The sequence below is a fragment of the Desulfurobacterium indicum genome, from assembly GCF_001968985.1.
GTDB classification, from domain to species: Bacteria; Aquificota; Aquificia; order Desulfurobacteriales; family Desulfurobacteriaceae; genus Desulfurobacterium_A; species Desulfurobacterium_A indicum.
This window is the reverse complement of record NZ_MOEN01000016.1, coordinates 1-16613: the sequence shown is the minus strand read 5'-3', so window position 1 is coordinate 16613 and position 16613 is coordinate 1. Positions and strand designations below refer to the sequence as shown.

21 protein-coding genes and 1 tRNA gene are annotated in these 16613 nt (G+C 37.2%); 12 read left to right on the top strand and 10 right to left on the bottom strand.

Translation table 11 applies throughout. The features are described 5' to 3' along the window. The first annotated feature begins 48 nt into the window (after positions 1-48). The 6 genes from BLW93_RS05195 (at position 49) to bioD (ending at position 3981) form a co-directional block, all read left to right on the top strand. Positions 49-903: a flagellin N-terminal helical domain-containing protein gene (locus tag BLW93_RS05195; RefSeq protein ID WP_076713042.1), complete on the top strand. Its 855-nt coding sequence runs from the start codon at positions 49-51 to the stop codon at positions 901-903. Between the two features lie 112 nt (positions 904-1015). Then, positions 1016-1387: a flagellar protein FlaG gene (locus BLW93_RS05190; RefSeq protein ID WP_076713041.1), complete on the top strand. Its 372-nt coding sequence runs from the start codon at positions 1016-1018 to the stop codon at positions 1385-1387. 11 nt (positions 1388-1398) lie between these two features. Beyond that, complete coding sequence (fliD, locus tag BLW93_RS05185) at positions 1399-2769, top strand: flagellar filament capping protein FliD (protein WP_076713040.1); 1371 nt, start codon at positions 1399-1401, stop codon at positions 2767-2769. 11 nt (positions 2770-2780) lie between these two features. Beyond that, on the top strand, positions 2781-3140 hold the full coding sequence (fliS, locus tag BLW93_RS05180; RefSeq protein ID WP_076713039.1) for a flagellar export chaperone FliS: 360 nt from the start codon (positions 2781-2783) through the stop codon (positions 3138-3140). A gap of 23 nt (positions 3141-3163) precedes the next feature. Continuing rightward, entirely contained in the window at positions 3164-3367 is a 204-nt protein-coding gene (locus BLW93_RS05175; protein ID WP_144444013.1) for a hypothetical protein, read from the top strand. Further along, a complete protein-coding gene (gene bioD / locus BLW93_RS05170; RefSeq protein WP_076713037.1) occupies positions 3364-3981 on the top strand; it encodes a dethiobiotin synthase in 618 nt (205 codons plus the stop codon). The genes BLW93_RS05175 and bioD overlap by 4 nt, the downstream gene beginning before the upstream one ends. On the opposite strand, the gene BLW93_RS05165 is transcribed toward bioD, so the two are convergent. The 5 genes from BLW93_RS05165 to BLW93_RS05145 all read right to left on the bottom strand — a co-directional run bounded on the left by BLW93_RS05165 (position 3958) and on the right by BLW93_RS05145 (position 8158). After that, the gene (locus BLW93_RS05165; RefSeq protein WP_076713036.1) at positions 3958-4467 is read right to left on the bottom strand and encodes a shikimate kinase; all 510 of its coding nucleotides are present in this window, start codon (positions 4465-4467) and stop codon (positions 3958-3960) included. The genes bioD and BLW93_RS05165 overlap by 24 nt on opposite strands. 7 nt (positions 4468-4474) lie before the next feature. Beyond that, entirely contained in the window at positions 4475-5302 is an 828-nt protein-coding gene (locus BLW93_RS05160) for a hypothetical protein (RefSeq protein WP_076713035.1), read from the bottom strand. Then, on the bottom strand, positions 5284-6585 hold the full coding sequence (locus tag BLW93_RS05155; RefSeq protein WP_076713034.1) for a tetratricopeptide repeat protein: 1302 nt from the start codon (positions 6583-6585) through the stop codon (positions 5284-5286). Before BLW93_RS05155 ends, BLW93_RS05160 begins: the two co-directional genes overlap by 19 nt. Before the next feature lie 93 nt (positions 6586-6678). After that, positions 6679-7026 carry a DUF6394 family protein gene (locus BLW93_RS05150; protein WP_076713033.1) on the bottom strand — a complete coding sequence of 116 codons (348 nt, stop codon included), beginning with the start codon at positions 7024-7026 and terminating at the stop codon, positions 6679-6681. Then, positions 7013-8158 (bottom strand): potassium channel family protein, encoded by a 1146-nt coding sequence (locus BLW93_RS05145; RefSeq protein WP_076713032.1) that lies wholly within the window; start codon positions 8156-8158, stop codon positions 7013-7015. The genes BLW93_RS05150 and BLW93_RS05145 overlap by 14 nt, the downstream gene beginning before the upstream one ends. A 98-nt stretch (positions 8159-8256) precedes the next feature. Between BLW93_RS05145 and BLW93_RS05140 the strand changes: the two genes are divergently transcribed. The 3 genes from BLW93_RS05140 to glnA all read left to right on the top strand — a co-directional run bounded on the left by BLW93_RS05140 (position 8257) and on the right by glnA (position 10325). Continuing rightward, positions 8257-8351, top strand: a tRNA-Sec gene (locus tag BLW93_RS05140). Between the two features lie 183 nt (positions 8352-8534). Continuing rightward, entirely contained in the window at positions 8535-8873 is a 339-nt protein-coding gene (locus BLW93_RS05135) for a P-II family nitrogen regulator (RefSeq protein ID WP_076713031.1), read from the top strand. A gap of 33 nt (positions 8874-8906) precedes the next feature. Beyond that, entirely contained in the window at positions 8907-10325 is a 1419-nt protein-coding gene (gene glnA, locus BLW93_RS05130) for a type I glutamate--ammonia ligase (protein WP_076713030.1), read from the top strand. A gap of 44 nt (positions 10326-10369) precedes the next feature. On the opposite strand, the gene BLW93_RS05125 is transcribed toward glnA, so the two are convergent. From BLW93_RS05125 to BLW93_RS05105, 5 genes are read right to left on the bottom strand one after another with little or no spacing between them, the layout of a single operon-like run. After that, a complete protein-coding gene (locus tag BLW93_RS05125) occupies positions 10370-11008 on the bottom strand; it encodes a hypothetical protein (protein WP_076713029.1) in 639 nt (212 codons plus the stop codon). After that, the gene (gene ccsA / locus BLW93_RS05120) at positions 10998-11639 is read right to left on the bottom strand and encodes a cytochrome c biogenesis protein CcsA (protein ID WP_076713028.1); all 642 of its coding nucleotides are present in this window, start codon (positions 11637-11639) and stop codon (positions 10998-11000) included. Before ccsA ends, BLW93_RS05125 begins: the two co-directional genes overlap by 11 nt. 1 nt (position 11640) lies before the next feature. Next, entirely contained in the window at positions 11641-12210 is a 570-nt protein-coding gene (locus BLW93_RS05115; RefSeq protein WP_076713027.1) for a DUF1847 domain-containing protein, read from the bottom strand. An 11-nt stretch (positions 12211-12221) separates the two neighbouring features. Beyond that, entirely contained in the window at positions 12222-12593 is a 372-nt protein-coding gene (locus BLW93_RS05110; protein WP_076713026.1) for a NifB/NifX family molybdenum-iron cluster-binding protein, read from the bottom strand. A gap of 60 nt (positions 12594-12653) precedes the next feature. Beyond that, a complete protein-coding gene (locus tag BLW93_RS05105; RefSeq protein ID WP_076713025.1) occupies positions 12654-13313 on the bottom strand; it encodes an N-glycosylase/DNA lyase in 660 nt (219 codons plus the stop codon). Between the two features lie 161 nt (positions 13314-13474). Here BLW93_RS05105 and cooS point away from each other — a divergent pair, with 161 nt between their 5' ends. From cooS to BLW93_RS05090, 3 genes are all read left to right on the top strand, one after another. After that, the gene (gene cooS, locus BLW93_RS05100) at positions 13475-15391 is read left to right on the top strand and encodes an anaerobic carbon-monoxide dehydrogenase catalytic subunit (RefSeq protein WP_076713024.1); all 1917 of its coding nucleotides are present in this window, start codon (positions 13475-13477) and stop codon (positions 15389-15391) included. 81 nt (positions 15392-15472) lie between these two features. Then, positions 15473-15790, top strand: a complete 318-nt coding sequence (locus BLW93_RS05095; protein WP_076713023.1) for a nitrous oxide-stimulated promoter family protein — start codon at positions 15473-15475, stop codon at positions 15788-15790. An 18-nt stretch (positions 15791-15808) separates the two neighbouring features. Continuing rightward, entirely contained in the window at positions 15809-16423 is a 615-nt protein-coding gene (locus BLW93_RS05090) for a Crp/Fnr family transcriptional regulator (RefSeq protein ID WP_076713022.1), read from the top strand. Positions 16424-16613 lie beyond the last annotated feature (190 nt).

The following is a 16613-nucleotide window of genomic DNA, read 5'->3' as shown; positions in this document are numbered from 1 at the left end:
CCGATAATAGGAAATAGAAAAGTTAAAACCTTATAGGAGGTAAGAGTCATGGCACTGCGCATTAACTACAACTTTCAAGCGGACTTTACCCATGCTAACCTTTTAAAAACAGAACAAAACATGAATAAGTCCCTTGAAAGATTGGCAACAGGTTACAGGATTAACAGCGCGGCAGATGACGCTGCAGGTCTTTACATCGCTGACCAGCTTAAAACTTATGCTGTATCACTTGATCAAGGTATCAGAAACGCTCAGGACGGTGTAAGTATTGCTCAAATTGGTCAGGGTGCTTTAAGCGAAGTTTACAACATTCTCAATGATGTTAAGTCAAAAGTTATCCAGGCATCAAACACTCTTGACACACAAGCAAGACAGGAGATTCAGCAGGACATCAACCATCTTATTGATTCTGTATCAAAAATCTTCAGTGATACAGAGTTTAACGGCATGAATCTCTTTGGTACTTCTGCAACAACGTTTACAATTCACTATGGTGGTAGAACGAACCAGGAACTTGCAATCGTTATTTCTACCGCGCAAGCAACTGCAGGTGCCAACAGCACAGCACCTTCTACAGTTACAATAGGAGGAACAAGCTACGCTATTGATGTAACTTCACAAACTAAAGCTAACGCAGCTGTGCAGACGGTTGATAATCTTATTAAAGCTGTTGATGACCTTGCTGCAAAACTTGGTTCTTATCAGATTGAACTTGAAAAAATTATCAGCAACAACCAGACAACAAGGGTTAACACTTCTGAAGCAGAATCCCGTATCAGAAACGTTGATTTTGCTGCAGAGATGGCAAACTTCACCAAGAATCAAATCCTTATGCAGTCTGGTACTGCTATGCTTGCTCAGGCAAATCAGCTTCCTCAGCTTGTTCTTCAGCTTCTCAGATAACTATTCGGGCGGGTGTGGTTCCCGCCCTTTTTTCAGCAGTCTGTAGGCTGTTGAGGAAAGGGCAGGAAAGTGATAAATTAATAAACTGTGTAAACGTAATTCGGGGTTTAAAATGGATGTAAAAAATGTTCTTAATGTCCAGACGGCTCTTCAGATGAATAATCCCCAGAATGTAACTAGGAATGTTCGTGCCGAAGTGCAAAATCAAAGTCAAGACGGAGGGATTAGGACTGAAGAGAAGAAAAGGCTTTCGCCGAAAGAGATGGAGAAATTGGTAAATGATTTGAAAGATAAACTTTCAATGCTCAATACTCAGTTAAAGATAGAGATAGAGAAGATTGGAGACGGTGAAGAGATACCAGTAATAAAGGTAATAAATACAAAAACCGATGAAGTGATAAGGCAAATTCCTCCGGAATATATGTTAAAAATAGCAAAATATATAGATGAAATAACAGGTCTTTTGCTTCGTGAAAAAGCCTGAAGGAGATGGCTATGGCAGGAGAATTATCTATAAGTAACCTTGTGGGTGGATTTGATTATCAGCAAATTCTTGATCAGATGTACTCTCTTAAAAGTGTCCAGATTCAGTATTATCAACAGAGAGAATCCGAACTTCAGAATAAAAAGTCTGCACTTTCTAGTTTTGATTCTCTTCTTGAAAAGTTTCAGGATATAGCCAATGATCTTTTCGACGATTCCATATTTCAGCAAAAGGCTGTTTCAGTTTCAAACGAGTCTGCCGTGAAGGTTACGATTACAGATCCTACTGCTGTTGATGCTTCTTCGTTTGATGTATCAGTTGTACAAACTGCCAAAAAGGATGTTTGGCTTTCTCAGGCAGGTGTTTCCGATGAGACTGCTCCTGTGGCAACAACAGCAGGAACTCTGCAGATATCTTACGGGGGAGATGTTGTTGCAACTATAGATTATGATACTGATACCTCAACAGATACTCCATCAACTATTCAGGAGATTGCCAATGCTATAAATGCTGCTCAGGACAAGGTAAAAGCGACTGTATTTTTCGATGGGACAAACTACAGATTGTTGCTTTCAGGTGAAGATACAGGAGCTGACAACACAATTTCCGTGACAGAAACAGGTGGTGGAGACCTTCTTGATGTACTGCAGTTAGGTGATAATTACACTGCAAGTCACGTTCAAACTGCCCAGGATGCTGTCATAGAGATTTATGGAACGCAGGTTTTCAGTTCTACTAATGATTTTACTGATGTTATTCCTGGTATGACTATTACGGCAGAAGCTCCTACAACTTCTCCTGTTTCCATTACCATTGATAATGATTACAGCAAAATGAAAGATAATCTTCAAAAGCTTGTTGAAGCTTATAACTCTATAGTTGATTTTGTAAAGCAGTATACTGGTAAGGACGGTGCTCTGTCAGGTGATTTTACACTTCAAGATATCCGTTCAACACTGTTTGATAAGCTTGATCCGCTTTTCCAGCTCGGCCTTTTTGATGTTGACAAAGATACGGGACATCTTTCAATAAACAGTTCAAAGCTTGACGAGGTGCTTTCTACGGATCCAAAAAGTCTTGAGGATGCTTTGACGGATGATTTGAAAAATAATTTATACGATTATCTTATCTATGTCACTGGTGTTGATGGTCCTATTCAGACAGAGGAGAAGAGCTATGATAACCAGATAAATTACATAGAGGATCAGATAGATCTTACCAATAAACGCATTTCTGAAGAGATAGAAAGTATGAAAAAGCAGCTTGTTCAACTTCAACTTTATATGGCTCAGATGCAAGAAGTTCAGGCAAAAATAACGCAAACTTTCGGGACACCTTCTATTATTCCGGGAACTTCTATCAGTACAACTACAGGAACATAAAGAGGTGGTGAATGGTTAATCCGTATTTGAAGATGGATGTAGAAACGGCTTCTCCCATAAGGCAGTTGGTTATGCTTTACGAAAAGGCTATACTATGTATGGAGATTGCTGCTAAAGCAGTACAGGAAAATGATGTTAAAACTAAAATAAATAATATATTGAGAGCGCATGATATAGTGAGGGTTTTGAATGCTTCTCTTGATATGGAAAAAGGTGGGGAAATAGCAAAGAATTTACGCTCTCTTTATGATTTTATAGAGGAAGCTCTTTTGAAAGTGAATGCCACTGATGATGTAGAGCTACTTAAGAGATTAATAGAAATAATGTCCGACTTAAAAAGTGCATGGGAGGAGTTAGAATCAAGACTATAAAGAGGATAATATCTGAGATAGCATTGGCTGTTGAAAATGATGATTTTAAGCGGGCAGCGGAACTCGCGAAGGAGCTTGTTGAGTGCGACTTTTTATCATTATCTGAAGATGAAAAGAAAAAACTGTTAGATGCTGTTTCTGATCTTATTAAAAGAGCTAAAGACAAAGAGATTAAAATCGCAGAGACTATTTCAAAAAAAGTAAAAGCAAGGAAGTTCTTTCAATGATAGTTCTTGTTACTGGAACAGATACTGGAGTTGGTAAGACTTTTTTTACTGTTAATCTTCTCAAGGTTCTTTTAGATGCAGGCAGGGAAGTTTCCGGATTGAAAATAGTTGAAACCGGATGTGATCCTTTGTGTGAAGATGCTAAAAGAATTTCTGAAGTATGCGGGGAGGAGATTCCGCCGATTTACTCTTTCAGAACTCCTGTTGCTCCTTCAGTTGCAGAGCGACTGGAGAGAAAAGAGATAGATATAGACTATCTTAAATCAAAGATTTTAAGCATTTCTAAGAATTGTGAAATTTTAGTGGCAGAAGGTGCTGGTGGTATAATGGTTCCTATTTCAGGAAGTTATACATTTCTTGATTTGGCCAGAGAAGTTGCCGATGAAGTTTTGATTGTAGCTTTGAATAAACTTGGAGTTATAAATCATACGCTTTTAACTGTAGAGGTATGCAAGTATAACAATATACCTATTAGAGGTGTTTTTCTTAATAACTATGAAGCACAGGATAAAAGTTCAGAAACAAATTTTGAAACACTTTCGTATCTGCTTGATGTGCCTGTTTATGAGTTTTCATTTTCATCAGACTTTTTACTTTTTGTAAATCTTTTTTAGCTTTTTTTCAATGGCTTCAGTAATTTCTGCCGGTGTTTTGCCTGTTGTGTCAATTATTATGTCTGCCATTTCGTAAAAGGGCTTTCGTTTTTCAAAAAGTTTTTTAACGTTATTCCTGCCCAGTTTTACGAGTGGTCTGTTCGGATCATTTTTTATTCTGTTCCATAGTGTTTCAAAATCTGCCTTGAGATAGATAGTTATAGAATTTTCTTTCAAAATTTCCATGTTATTACCAAAAGCAGGCATTCCTCCACCGCTTGATATGATTACACCGTTAAAGCGGGTTGTTATGGTTTTAAAGGTTTCTATCTCTTTTTTTCTGAAAAAAGTTTCCCCGAATTTCTGAAAAATTTCCGGAATTGAAAGGGATAAGTTTTTTTCGATCTCCTTATCTATATCAACAAAGGGTACATTTAACTTTTCTGCCAGTTTTTTTCCGGTTGTTGTTTTTCCCGAACCCATAAAGCCGATAAGCGTTATTTTCATGCTTTCCTCATGGTATAACAAAGAGAGAACTGCCTTTTAAATCGGGAAGTTTTAGAACGATATCGTCTTTCGTTCCTATTCTTCTATCGGGCCCAGGACTTATCAACTTTCCGTTTTTATAATATATTCTGTTTAAAAAGGCATCTTTGACCGGTAAAATTTCCGGGATTCTGTAATTTAGAATCCTCTTACAGTTTATTTCATTTTCCAATTCCTGCAATTTTACATAGGTTACTATTGTTCTTCCAAATGGGAAAAATGATATAACAGCGGTTGCTGCTATAAAAACAAAAGCTATTCCAGCGAATAATGGAGCAATACGATCCATAAGATTGATTTTTTCTAATTTTATGGCACCTTCTTTTTCCCATTTACATAGGTCAAGAAGGGAAAAAGAGGAACTGTTTAAAATAAGCTCCCTTTCTACAGGGTGTCTTGAAAATCTCTTTAAAATGCTGGGTACTTTTTCATCATTCAATATTTTTATTTTAAATCTGGCAGGTATTTGTCGGATATATTTTATGGATTCTATTATGTTAATTAGATCGTTTTTGCTTATCTTTTCTCCGTCAGGACATTTATCAATGGCAGGTATTATGGTAAAAGTTATCTCTTTCTTTTCCATAATTACCCATTTTGATAATTTTTTTTTCAAATCTTGAGCTGTAATTGGAGCGCCGTTTGAGATAGTTGTGAACTCTCCGTGTTCTGAGCAGAATAAAATGTGATCATTACCACATTTTAATTTGAAAAGAACGTCATCTCCTAAGAATTCAAGTAGCTTTAGGAACTGTTCAAAGTCATTAATTTTACCTTTTACAGGTTCATTGAGCATAGCATGCTCCCTATAAAGATTTCTATAAGTATTAAGGTACCGATAAAAAGAAGAAGTGCGCTGTATCTGTTAGAGTAGTAGAGTCTGTATCCGGGTAGATAACTGAAGAACGGGTTAATACTTATCAAAGAAGAAGGTTTCTGGATTCTGGTGATTATAATAGCGATGCCTATTCCGATGATGAGACCTAAAGTTTCATACACAGGAATTTTAAAAGTTGGTTTGGGTATTTTTATATCGTTTATATTTGCAACGATTGGTACTGTTCTGTCGAAAGAGAAATTTGTTTTTTCCAATTTTTTAGAGTAAACTTCTGCTTTTTGAGGCTCTAACAGGGAAGAATAAGTGATAAAAAGATTGTAATATGTTTTTATCATCGGATAGAGATTTTCAGCTTTTTCAAAAAGAGTAGCTGCTTCCTTTAATTTTCCTTTGTTGAAGGCTATGCAACCAAGATTATTGTATAACACAGCTTTAAGTTTATTGTTGTTTATTGTTTTTATAAGATTGGTTAACTCAGATTCTTTAACAGGATGAAGCAGGGTCTGATTGTTTGCTAAAGAGGCAACCTTTAAATAGGCTCCTTTTTCTTCTTTTATTAAGAATGGCGGAGCGTAATTGTCTCTTTCAAGTTTTGTGTATAAGAGATTTTTCTGGTTGCTGATATAGTGAAAATATCCTCTTTCTGCTATTACACCTGTCAGGTGTGCTATTAAAAAAAGGGTCATTATAATAGCAAAGGGAATCTTTTCCTTAAATTTAAATCCCAATCCTGCCATAATACCAAATACCAAATAGAACAGTGGCCCCTGCAAGATTAAGGCTGATATTATTAGAATTATTCCTGTTAATATGGATAGGTTTCTTTTGGTTTCAGAGGAGAAGTATCTGTCAGAGGTGTATATTAAAGTAAACACACCAAGCATAACGATGATTACAGTCGATGCACTTATAAAAATGTCGGTGTTTATAATTTTCTGCCTGATCTTTTGCACTGCTGATGGCGGCACGTTTTCGATCTTTCTGCCTGTTATGTAATTAATTTCTGGTATAAAAAAAACTGAAGAGTTCTGTTTTATTTTTAATAGAGATTTGATTTCTGAATGTAGTTTGGTTCCACTTACACCTTTTGAAATGTCTTTTTCTACTCTCTGCAGGTATACATCTATTGGAACATTAGAACTATTTGTTGCTCCTGTTGCTGCTATAGGAAATATAGCTATCATAACAGCAATTATACCAATGAGTTTCTTGTTAAATCCTGTTTGGGTAGCAGTTCTCATTTAGTTCCCTCGAGACGAAAATATCTCTCTTATTTGCTTTAATTATATTCTATTTTTCTTCGTAGAGCTAAATTTGATTTAGCTTAATAGCATTTAAATCCATGTTTCATCTTTTGCTTCAAGAACCGTTTCTACTATTATCAGTATCACGGAAAATATGTTAGCTACCAATCCTCCCCATGCCATAGCTTCTACAAGGCTTGTTCTTGCTCCCATTTCATAGAATATAAGTGCAGGTATTAGGTGAAGATCGGCTGCTAAGCTGGTTGCTAAAAGTTCGGCACTTAGAGTTTTTTTACTGCCAAGTTTGAGTAAGGTGGCTATGAGGTTAAATGTTACCGATGCTATCAATGCATAGGGATCTCCATCGTATATGAAGCCTACCGTTGTTGTAAGTGACATCATTACAAAGAAAGAGGTCCACACTTTACTCCAATCCATTTTCTCTCTCCTTTAATTTTTTCTTTAATAAAATTCCCCTTGAAAAGACACCGCTTTTAACAAATATCTTTACCGCTTTTTTAAGGTTCTTTTTCGGGGCTACTACGGCTAATATATCTTTTGGTTCTAAGACTATTGTTTCATCGGGTAGGTATATTACTTTTCCGTTCTCCTTTTTTATGGCTATTACCGTTACTCCGAACTGCTTTTTAATGTTTAACTCTTTTAGTGTCTTTCCGCATACTGGTGATTCTGGAGTGATGAGTAGTTCTTCAATATCTATGAAAGTTTCTTCTCCAAACAGCAGTTCTTCAAGAAATGATTTTTCACCGAATATGGGTGGTTTTTCTGCCAGAGAAGCTATACGTCTTGATGTTATTTCAGGTATTGTTTCTACGTAATTGGCTCCGACCAGCTTTAGTTTTTCCTTGAAATGTTCGTTGTTGATAATGGAGAAGATAAAAAAGTTTTCTATCTTCAGCTTTTGGGTTACATTTTTTACAGTAAGTGTTATTGCCAAATTTTTGTAATCTTCCGTTTCTGCAATTATAGCTCCGACCGCTTTTTCAATGTTAGCAAGTAAAATACTATTTTCATTTGATGGGTCAAGATTGAGATAGAATTTAATATTGTTCTTTTTGGCAAATTCATCCATCTTTTCAGAATTACTTATCACGACGTATGGAATTTTTTTTCTGTTAAATTCTCTGGTTAGGTGAATGATATAGTCATTTAAGCCGAATATCAGGTAGTGGTTTTTAAGATTATTTATGTCTGACACCATTTTTCTAAACCTCACTAATTTTTTTACTTCTCCCGATGTGACAATATTTATCAGGACAGCTATGGAATAGCCCATTACACTGCCGACGCCGAAGGTCATCACAAGTATGTTAAATAATCTACCCTTTGCTGTCATATTCCACATTTCACCGTAACCTATGGTCGTGACGGTTAAAATTGTCATATAAAAGGCTTTTAAAAGTTTTACATGGGATATGAACATATAGCCAATGGTTGAAATCATTATTGTTATCAATGCAATAATGAGAGGTGGCCTGAACTTCATTAATATTTCGAGAATTCTATCTTGTCCAAACTCAGAAGGTATTCTTTTTTCTATCTTTTTCAAAGATTCCTCTCCCCTGTGAGACTTCTTTAATTATAGCTTAAACCTTCCTTCAAGTGGACACTTTTAAGCTTGTTGCTATATTTATTTTTAACGTTTTTGGAGGCAGATGGAGGCTGGTGTCTCCCCCGGACTTCAAATCCGGTGGTCTCGCGTAGAGCGGGACGGTAGGTTCGATTCCTATCTGCCTCCGCCAATTGCACTCGATTTAGTCATAAGAAAATCTCGTTGCACAAAAAAAGTGCATCCTTCAAATAAAAAATCTTCTTAGCCTCTTTTATTTCAAACTTTTAAAATATCTTTTTTGTTCCTTCCAATTTGGCAAGAAATTTGTTTAAATAATATTCGAAGTGAATTCTAAAATAGATGGAGGGTCATAATGAAGAAGATAGAAGCTATCATCAAACCTTTTAAACTGGAGGAGGTAAAGGACGCTTTAACGGACATTGGTGTTCATGGTCTTACTGTAACTGAAGTAAAAGGTTTCGGAAGACAGAAAGGACATACTGAGCTTTACAGGGGTGCCGAATACGTGGTAGATTTCATACCTAAGATAAAGATTGAAATCGTTGTTTCAGATGACATGGCAGAAAAGGTTATAGAAACAATTGTTAATACTGCGAGGACAGGAAGAATTGGTGATGGTAAAGTTTTCGTAATTCCTGTTGAAGAGATTGTTAGAATAAGAACGGGTGAAAAGGGTGACGCAGCCGTTTAATTTAAAAATAGAAATATCCTGCAGGAGGTAGATATGAAGCCAAGTAACGCTAAGGAAGTTGTGGAACTTATTCAGAGGGAAGGGGTTAAGTTTGTTGACCTCAGATTCTCTGACATGTTCGGAACATGGCACCATGTTACATTCCCGGCTCATGAAATTTCAGAAGAATCTTTCGAGCAGGGCCTTTTCTTTGATGGTTCTTCTATTAGACAATGGCAGCCAATCAATGCAAGTGACATGATGTTTAAACTTGATCCAACTTCAGCGGTAGTTGATCCTCTTTCAGAAGTTCCAACGCTTGTAGTTATCGCTGACATCGTTGATCCGGTTACAAAAGAGCCTTACGAAAAGGATCCAAGGAATATAGCAAAGAAAGCCGTTGAATATCTTAAGTCTACAGGTATCGGTGATACCGTTTACTGTGGTCCGGAACCTGAATTTTTCATATTTGATGATGTAAGGTTTGATGCAGGAACGAACTACAGCTTTGCTTTCGTTGATTCTGAAGAAGGATGGTGGAGAACAGGAGAAGAGGAGGGTCCCAACCTCGGACATAAAGTTAAGCCTAAGGGCGGTTATTTCCCTGTTCCTCCTGTAGATGCACTTGATCATATAAGAAAGATGATGGCACTTAAGATGGAAGAAGTTGGACTTGTTGTTGAGTGTTTACACCATGAAGTTGCTACAGGTGGTCAGTGTGAGATTGACTTTAGATTTGGTGACCTTATAACAGCTGCTGATAACATCATGTGGGCTAAGTATATCGTTAAGAATGTTGCTAAGATGTTTGGAAAAACTGCAACATTTATGCCTAAACCACTCTTTGGTGATAACGGAACAGGTATGCACACACACATGTCTATCTGGAAAGACGGTGAGAACCTATTTGACGGTGACAGCTACGCTGGACTTTCTGAAACTGCTCTCTACTTCATAGGTGGTATCATCAAGCACGCCAAGGCAGTTTGTGCGTTTACAAACCCAACGGTGAACTCTTACAAAAGACTTGTTCCTGGATTTGAAGCTCCTGTTAACCTCTGCTACTCAGCAAGGAATAGATCTGCTTCAATAAGGGTTCCTGTTGTAACAAATCCTAAGGCTAAGAGAATAGAAGTTAGATTCCCTGACAACTCAGGTGCTCCTTACCTTGCATTTACGGCACTTCTCATGGCAGGTCTTGACGGAATCGAGAATAAGATTCATCCTGGTGAACCTGTTGATAAAAACCTTTACGATCTTCCACCAGAGGAACTTAAAGATATTCCAACAGTTCCTGGTTCTCTTGCCGAAGCAATTGATGCTCTTGAGAAGGATTATGAGTTCCTCACAAAGGGCGGCGTAATGACAGAGAAGTTCCTTGAAGATTACATTGAATATAAGAGAAAAGAAGAGATTGATCCTATCAGACTCAGACCAACACCTATGGAATATCTCCTCTACTATGATGTTTAAGATATTTTTAAGAACACCCGGGGGCGGCCTTTGTGCCGCCCCTTTTATTTTTTAATAAATGTTTTGACAGTTTCAATTGATAGAAGGATAATGAAGCTCACAGCGGAGAGAAGTGTGACAAACGGGATAAGAGAAAAAGGCTGGTATTTGAATATCATACCGTTTGAATCCATTCCAGATATCCATACCACACCGTTTTTTGTTATTAACGGACTATTAAATGCTGTTGACCCTGAATCTACCTGTTCGTTTTTTTCTATTGATACTTTTGCGGAAGCAGACATCGTTTGAGGATTGATATTTACCTTCTCTATCTTTATACTTATGTTTTTTCCCTTTACCGTTCTACCCGGAAAGCCTCTGAATTGATACACAGGAATAAAGAGAAATAAAACAATGAGTACTATTGTTGCTCCACCGGTAATGTGTAGCAGATTTTTAAGAGATACCGGTTTAAATGAACTTATAGAACAGAGCAGTGTTTGAATGCCTGTCAGTAATAGGAGGAGGGAAGTTATTATTATTGGTATTTTCAGATATAAGGGCATAAGAGGTATAAGTCGATAGAGTCCCATTTCATTTATTGTTCCTTTTGAAGTGAATATAATGACAAAAGAAGAGACAAAGAAGCAGAGAAGTAAAAATAGGAAAACTCTAATTGATTTTATTAACTTAAAAACCATGAGTTCCTCCAAAGAGGAAATTTATGCCGAAGAAAGAAAATAAAACAAATCCACCTGCCGCTGCAATCAAAACATGTTTAAGATTTTTAAGTTTTTGGTCTGTTTCAACATGGAGCAGAAAGGCGGTGTAAAGCCAAAGAAAAAGTGAAAAGAGGGATTTAGGTTCGAACGGGAACAGGTCTGCCCAGGCAAGGTATGCCCATATACCTCCTGCAACCATGGAGATTGAGAAGAGCAAAAATCCCAACATGAGGGGTTTTTTATAGGATAGCGATTTTTTCTTTATGTCAAACAGAGCTACTACCGATAGGGAGAGAATTATTGCGTAAGATATCATCGCAGAGGTAACGTGGATGATGAAAAGTGGTGTTCTTACAATTGGTGGTATTTCCTCTATACCCTGATGAAGGAAGAACAGGGGGAGAATAAGTATGACAGAAAGTATACTTCCTCCGATTCCTGTTTCCATCAGTCCCGATATAAGTGTGAAGACTGAGGCAAGGAGCAGAACGGAATCAAACGGAGAGAATAGAGGTGGATATCCTGTTTTAAATGTTCTGTAAACTTCAATACCTGTTAAGATGGTAAATACCAGAATGTGGACAAGCTTCCGGATATCTTTAAAATCCATTTTACTCTCCTGTAATTCTGCGGAGATGGTAAGGTGTATAGATTGCTCCTGCAGGGTTATGGGCAAGAACACGGTCCTTGACTATGAGTACCGTTGAGGGAGCATCGGAGTGTTTCTGAAACAGTATATCGTGTCCTACGCAAAGACCTATTACAATGTTAAGGTCTGTTTTCTTTCTGTTTAAAGCTTCTGCCTGTCCTATCGGATTGCAGACGGCTTCTTTTCCTTTTTTTAACTTTGGAAGATCTAGCGTTTCCTTGTCAACGCTACCGATCTTGCATATTGCGGAAAAGACTTCAAACCCTTTCTCTGTGAATATGTCAGCAACGATTTTCGCTTCGTTAAACAGGCCTATGCAGAAAGCAATGCCTATTCTTTTGTAATTCATTCTCTTTGCAAATTCTACGATTTCCTCTAACCGTGTCATTTGACAGTAAAACTCTTTCTCTATTTCTGAAGCCGTTTTTAGCATTTTCAGTTCTTCTTCCGGCAGGTTATCAAGTTGTGGAGATTTCTGACACACCTTTCCTTCTCGATAACATCCTTTATCGTTACACAGGTGACACTTCATCTTTTTCTCCGTTAATGGTGATGTCCGCTTTCAGAAGGTTCTGTAAGAAGTTGAAGTTTCCCCTCAATATAGAATTTAATGGCATCTTCTACGAACTTAACATTTTCAGGTATTAGAAAGACTTTTACTCCTGCACTTTGAAGGTTGAAGAACGCTCCTTCACCCATTTCTTTTACAAGGACGACATCAACGCCGTTTCTCATGAAAAGATCTGCTATGAGTCTACCTCCACCGTAGCCTGCTCTGTTTTTGGGATTTTCCACGAGCATAGAATCTTCTGTTATTCCGTTATAGATAACAAATGCAGGCGCTTTGCCAAAATGGGGACTTATTAATCTTTTTCCGTTTATTTCTGTTTCTATGGCTGGAACTGCAATAATCATTTTTTTACCTCCTTGAGTTAGGTTGTACTAATAATATGATTTCAGGAGGAGTTTTTCCACCTATTTTCTCCACTTTTCATGAGAGAGCCACAGAATGGCATCTATATGTATCAAAGGTATTTTCGTTTCTTTCTCAAGTTTTTTCCAGAAGTTTTTATCGTCTGATATTGATTTGATTCTGCTGTCCATGGGAATAAATATTCCTTTAGGGGCAATTATATTTTTGTTATACATTATACGGCAGGCATAAATAAACATTTTTATTGCAAAGACGACAGTTTTTGCGTCTTTTTTCTGATTGAGTAGATAGGATAATCTGTTCAAAAATTCACCTATATTATTTATTGCGTTTTTCAGATCTTTCTCTGTTTTAAAAATTTCGTTTACTGCTTCTCTGGCTTTTTTAAACCTTTTAAGTTTTGCGTTAAATAAACGGTAGTTATTTTTCTTTAAAAATTCTGGAAAGGAGTTAATGTTTTTATTGTGGGAAAAGTAGTTGGCAAAAGATTCCCAGTATTTTTCTCCTTTCATGGGAAGTTGATACGACAAAAGAGCATTTATAACAACAAGTTTTATAAATAGCACTTTGTTTGTTCCGTAATGAGAGTACATTCTTTTTAGAGCCTTAAATTGAGGGTCATTCTCCTCAATATGAATAATATCTTTGATGGTTAAGGAAGATAAACTTTTCTTTATTTTAGAATAGACTTTGTCATTCAATGGATTCCTCTTTTAAGAATAACAATCATTCTTGTTAAGCATGATTAAAATAAATAAAATCTTGACATAAATCAAGGACATTCTTCTGCTATTTTAGCAGATTTAGAAGGGAATATTAAAAATGCTTTTATCCTTTAAAACCAAAATTTCAGGAGGAGAAGATGTTTAAGAAGCTTTTTGGTGGTGCGCCGGAAGACAATGGGAACGGTGTCATTAGTATCCACAACAGTATCAATTATATGTATAAGAGGGTTAAAGAAGCTCAGCTTTCGAATGTGGCTGACAGATTTGAAGCTATGGAGAAGGTTAGATGTAAGTTCTGTAAGGAAGGAGTTTCATGTCAGCTATGTTCAATGGGTCCATGCCGTATTACTCCTCAAACACCGAGGGGCGTTTGTGGTATAGATGCTCACGGTATTGTTATGAGAAACCTTCTTCACAAGACCAATATGGGTCTTGCCGCTTATACATACCACGCAAGAGAAGTTGCGGAAACCCTTAAAGCAACCGCTGAAGGAAAAACTATCTATAAAATAAAAGATCCTACAAAAATAGATCTTTTAGCTGACATTTTAAATGTTGACCAATCACTTGAACTGAATGAAAAAGCAAAAGCAGTAGCTGAAAAATATCTTCAACTTCTTGCAGAAAATAGAGAATCAACTCTTGTAGAAAAACTGGCTCCTGAATCACGAAAAGCTGTATTTAAAAAGCTTGGAATATTCCCAAAAGGACCTTATCAAGAACTTGTTGATTCTGTAACAAGAGGAATGACAAATATAGATGGAGATTATATAACTCTCGCTCTTGCCGCTTTAAGAAACGGTGTTGCTTCAGTGTTTGGTTCGCTCGTTCCCCTTGAACTTATGCAGGATGCTCTTTATGGAACTCCATCACCTCATGAGGGTGAGGTTGATTTAGGCGTTCTTGATCCTGATTATGTTAACATTTTACCAAACGGACATGAGCCTTTTGTGGGACAAGCTTTAATAGAGATTGCAAAGGATGAAAAATTCCAGCAGATGGCAAAAGAAGCTGGAGCTAAAGGAATAAGAGTTGTAGGATCAATTGAAACAGGTCAGGAACTCCTTGCAAGGAATCCTATATCAGAAACATTTGCAGGTCTAACATCAAACTGGATAGGAATAGAATATTTCCTCTCTTCTGGTGCTGTTGATGTTTTTGCTATGGATATGAACTGTTCTCTTGCAAACCTTAAAGAGTATGCCGATAAGTATAAGTTCAAGCTTGTTGCCGTTTCAAACATCATAGGTGTACCGGGAGCTGAAAGGCTTGAGTATAAGCCTGGAAACGAGAAAGAAATTGCAAGAAAAATAATTGAAATGGCTATAGAGAACTTTAAAGAGAGAAAAAGTTCTGTAAAAAGAGAAGAACTTTCTCAATACAGACAAAAAGCAATTGTTGGATTTTCAGCAGAGGCTATTATAAATGCTCTCGGTGGAAGTCTGACACCACTTCTTGAAGTTATCAAGTCAGGGGATATCAAAGGCGTTGTTGCTCTTGTAAACTGTACGACTCTTGCCAATGGACCGCAAGATAGCCTTACTGTTAATCTTGCCAAAGAACTTATAAAGAGAGACATTTTAGTCATAGGTGCCGGTTGCGGTAATGCAGGCCTTCAGCAGGCAGGACTTGAGACGCTTGAAGCTGCTGAGAAGTATGCAGGTGAGAGATTGAAAGGCGTTTGTAAGGCTCTTGGTATTCCACCGGTTCTCTCTTTTGGTACCTGTACAGATACAGGAAGAATTGTTATGACAGTTGTTGCAATAGCAAATGCACTTGGTGTTGATACTGCTGACCTTCCCGTTGCTGTTACCGCACCTGAGTATATGGAGCAGAAGGCTGTTATTGATGGATTCTCTGCCGTTGCAATGGGACTTTACACTCATGTTTCACCAACTCCTCCCGTTACAGGTTCAGATAAGGTTGTGAAGCTTCTGCTTGAAGACGTTGAATCTCTCACAGGTGGAAAAATAGCTATCGGTGATGATCCTGTTCAGGTTGCTGATGGTATTGAAGCTCACATTCTCAAAAAGAGAGAAGCGCTGGGTATATAAACCAGCCACTCCTCCTCTTCCATATTTTTCTCTAGAGGGAAGGCTTTTAAAGCCTTCCCTCTGCTATAATTAGGAGTGGTTATGAGTATAGAGAAAGAAAAACACGTTATAGAAAAGATGATTGTTATCTACTGTCATGGTAAACACAGGACCAAAGATGACTTGTGTTCTGAATGTCAGCGCTTAAAGCATTATGCTTTTAAAAGACTTGATCTCTGTCCTTTTGGGGATAATAAACCATCTTGTAGAAAATGTCCCATCCATTGTTACACTCCGGAGATGAAAGAAAAAATACGGCAGGTTATGAAATACAGCGGTCCTCGCATGATTTTCCATGCGCCTGTAGAGTGGCTTAAGCACAGAATTGAAGAAATTCTTGATAGAATAACTGAAGATTGAAAATATAGGGGGATTTAGGTGCATATCTTAAGGTCCTTACCTCTTTTTTCCACACTTGAAGATAGTGAGTTGAAGGAGATAGAAAATGTTTTGATGTCTTACTCTTATGATAAAGGGCAGATAATATTCTCTTCGTATGATGGGGCAAACGGTATATATATACTTACGAAGGGAAAGGTAAAGTTGTACAAATCTTTTGCGGGAAAGGAGCAAACGATAAGAATTTTTTCTCCTGTTTCTATGATGGGAGAAGCGGGAGCTTTAAAGGGAGGTAATTTTCCTGCAAATGCAGTTGCTCTTGATAAAGTTCAGGTGCTTTTCCTTCCGAAAGAGAAACTTACTGAAGTTATTAGAAAGAATCCCGATATTGCAATGAAGATGATAGGAATTCTTTCCGAGAGACTTTTCCATCTTGTTGGTCTTGTTGAAAATTTGAGCCTTAAAGATGCAGTATCCAGGGTTTATGATTACATAGTTCATAAAGCAGATCAAAACGGAAAGGTGGAGTTTAAGACAACTATAGTTGCTATGGAACTTGGACTTACAGCCGAAACAGTTTCGAGAGCCATATCGCAGCTTAAAAAGAGGGGAAAAGTTAAGAAAGAAGGAAAAATCGTGCAACTTTTATACTAAAATTTTAATTTATCGTCAGTTCTACTTTATTCTTTCCGCTATTCTTTGCTCTATACATGGCCATATCCACAACTTTAAGGTTTTCTTCAAAACTTTTGTTCTTATCTATTTTGGGGTTGTGTCAATAATTTTGTGTAAACCATTAGGAGTACCTCCTGGAGAACATATCCTGAAGTTCTTCCTTAGCCTC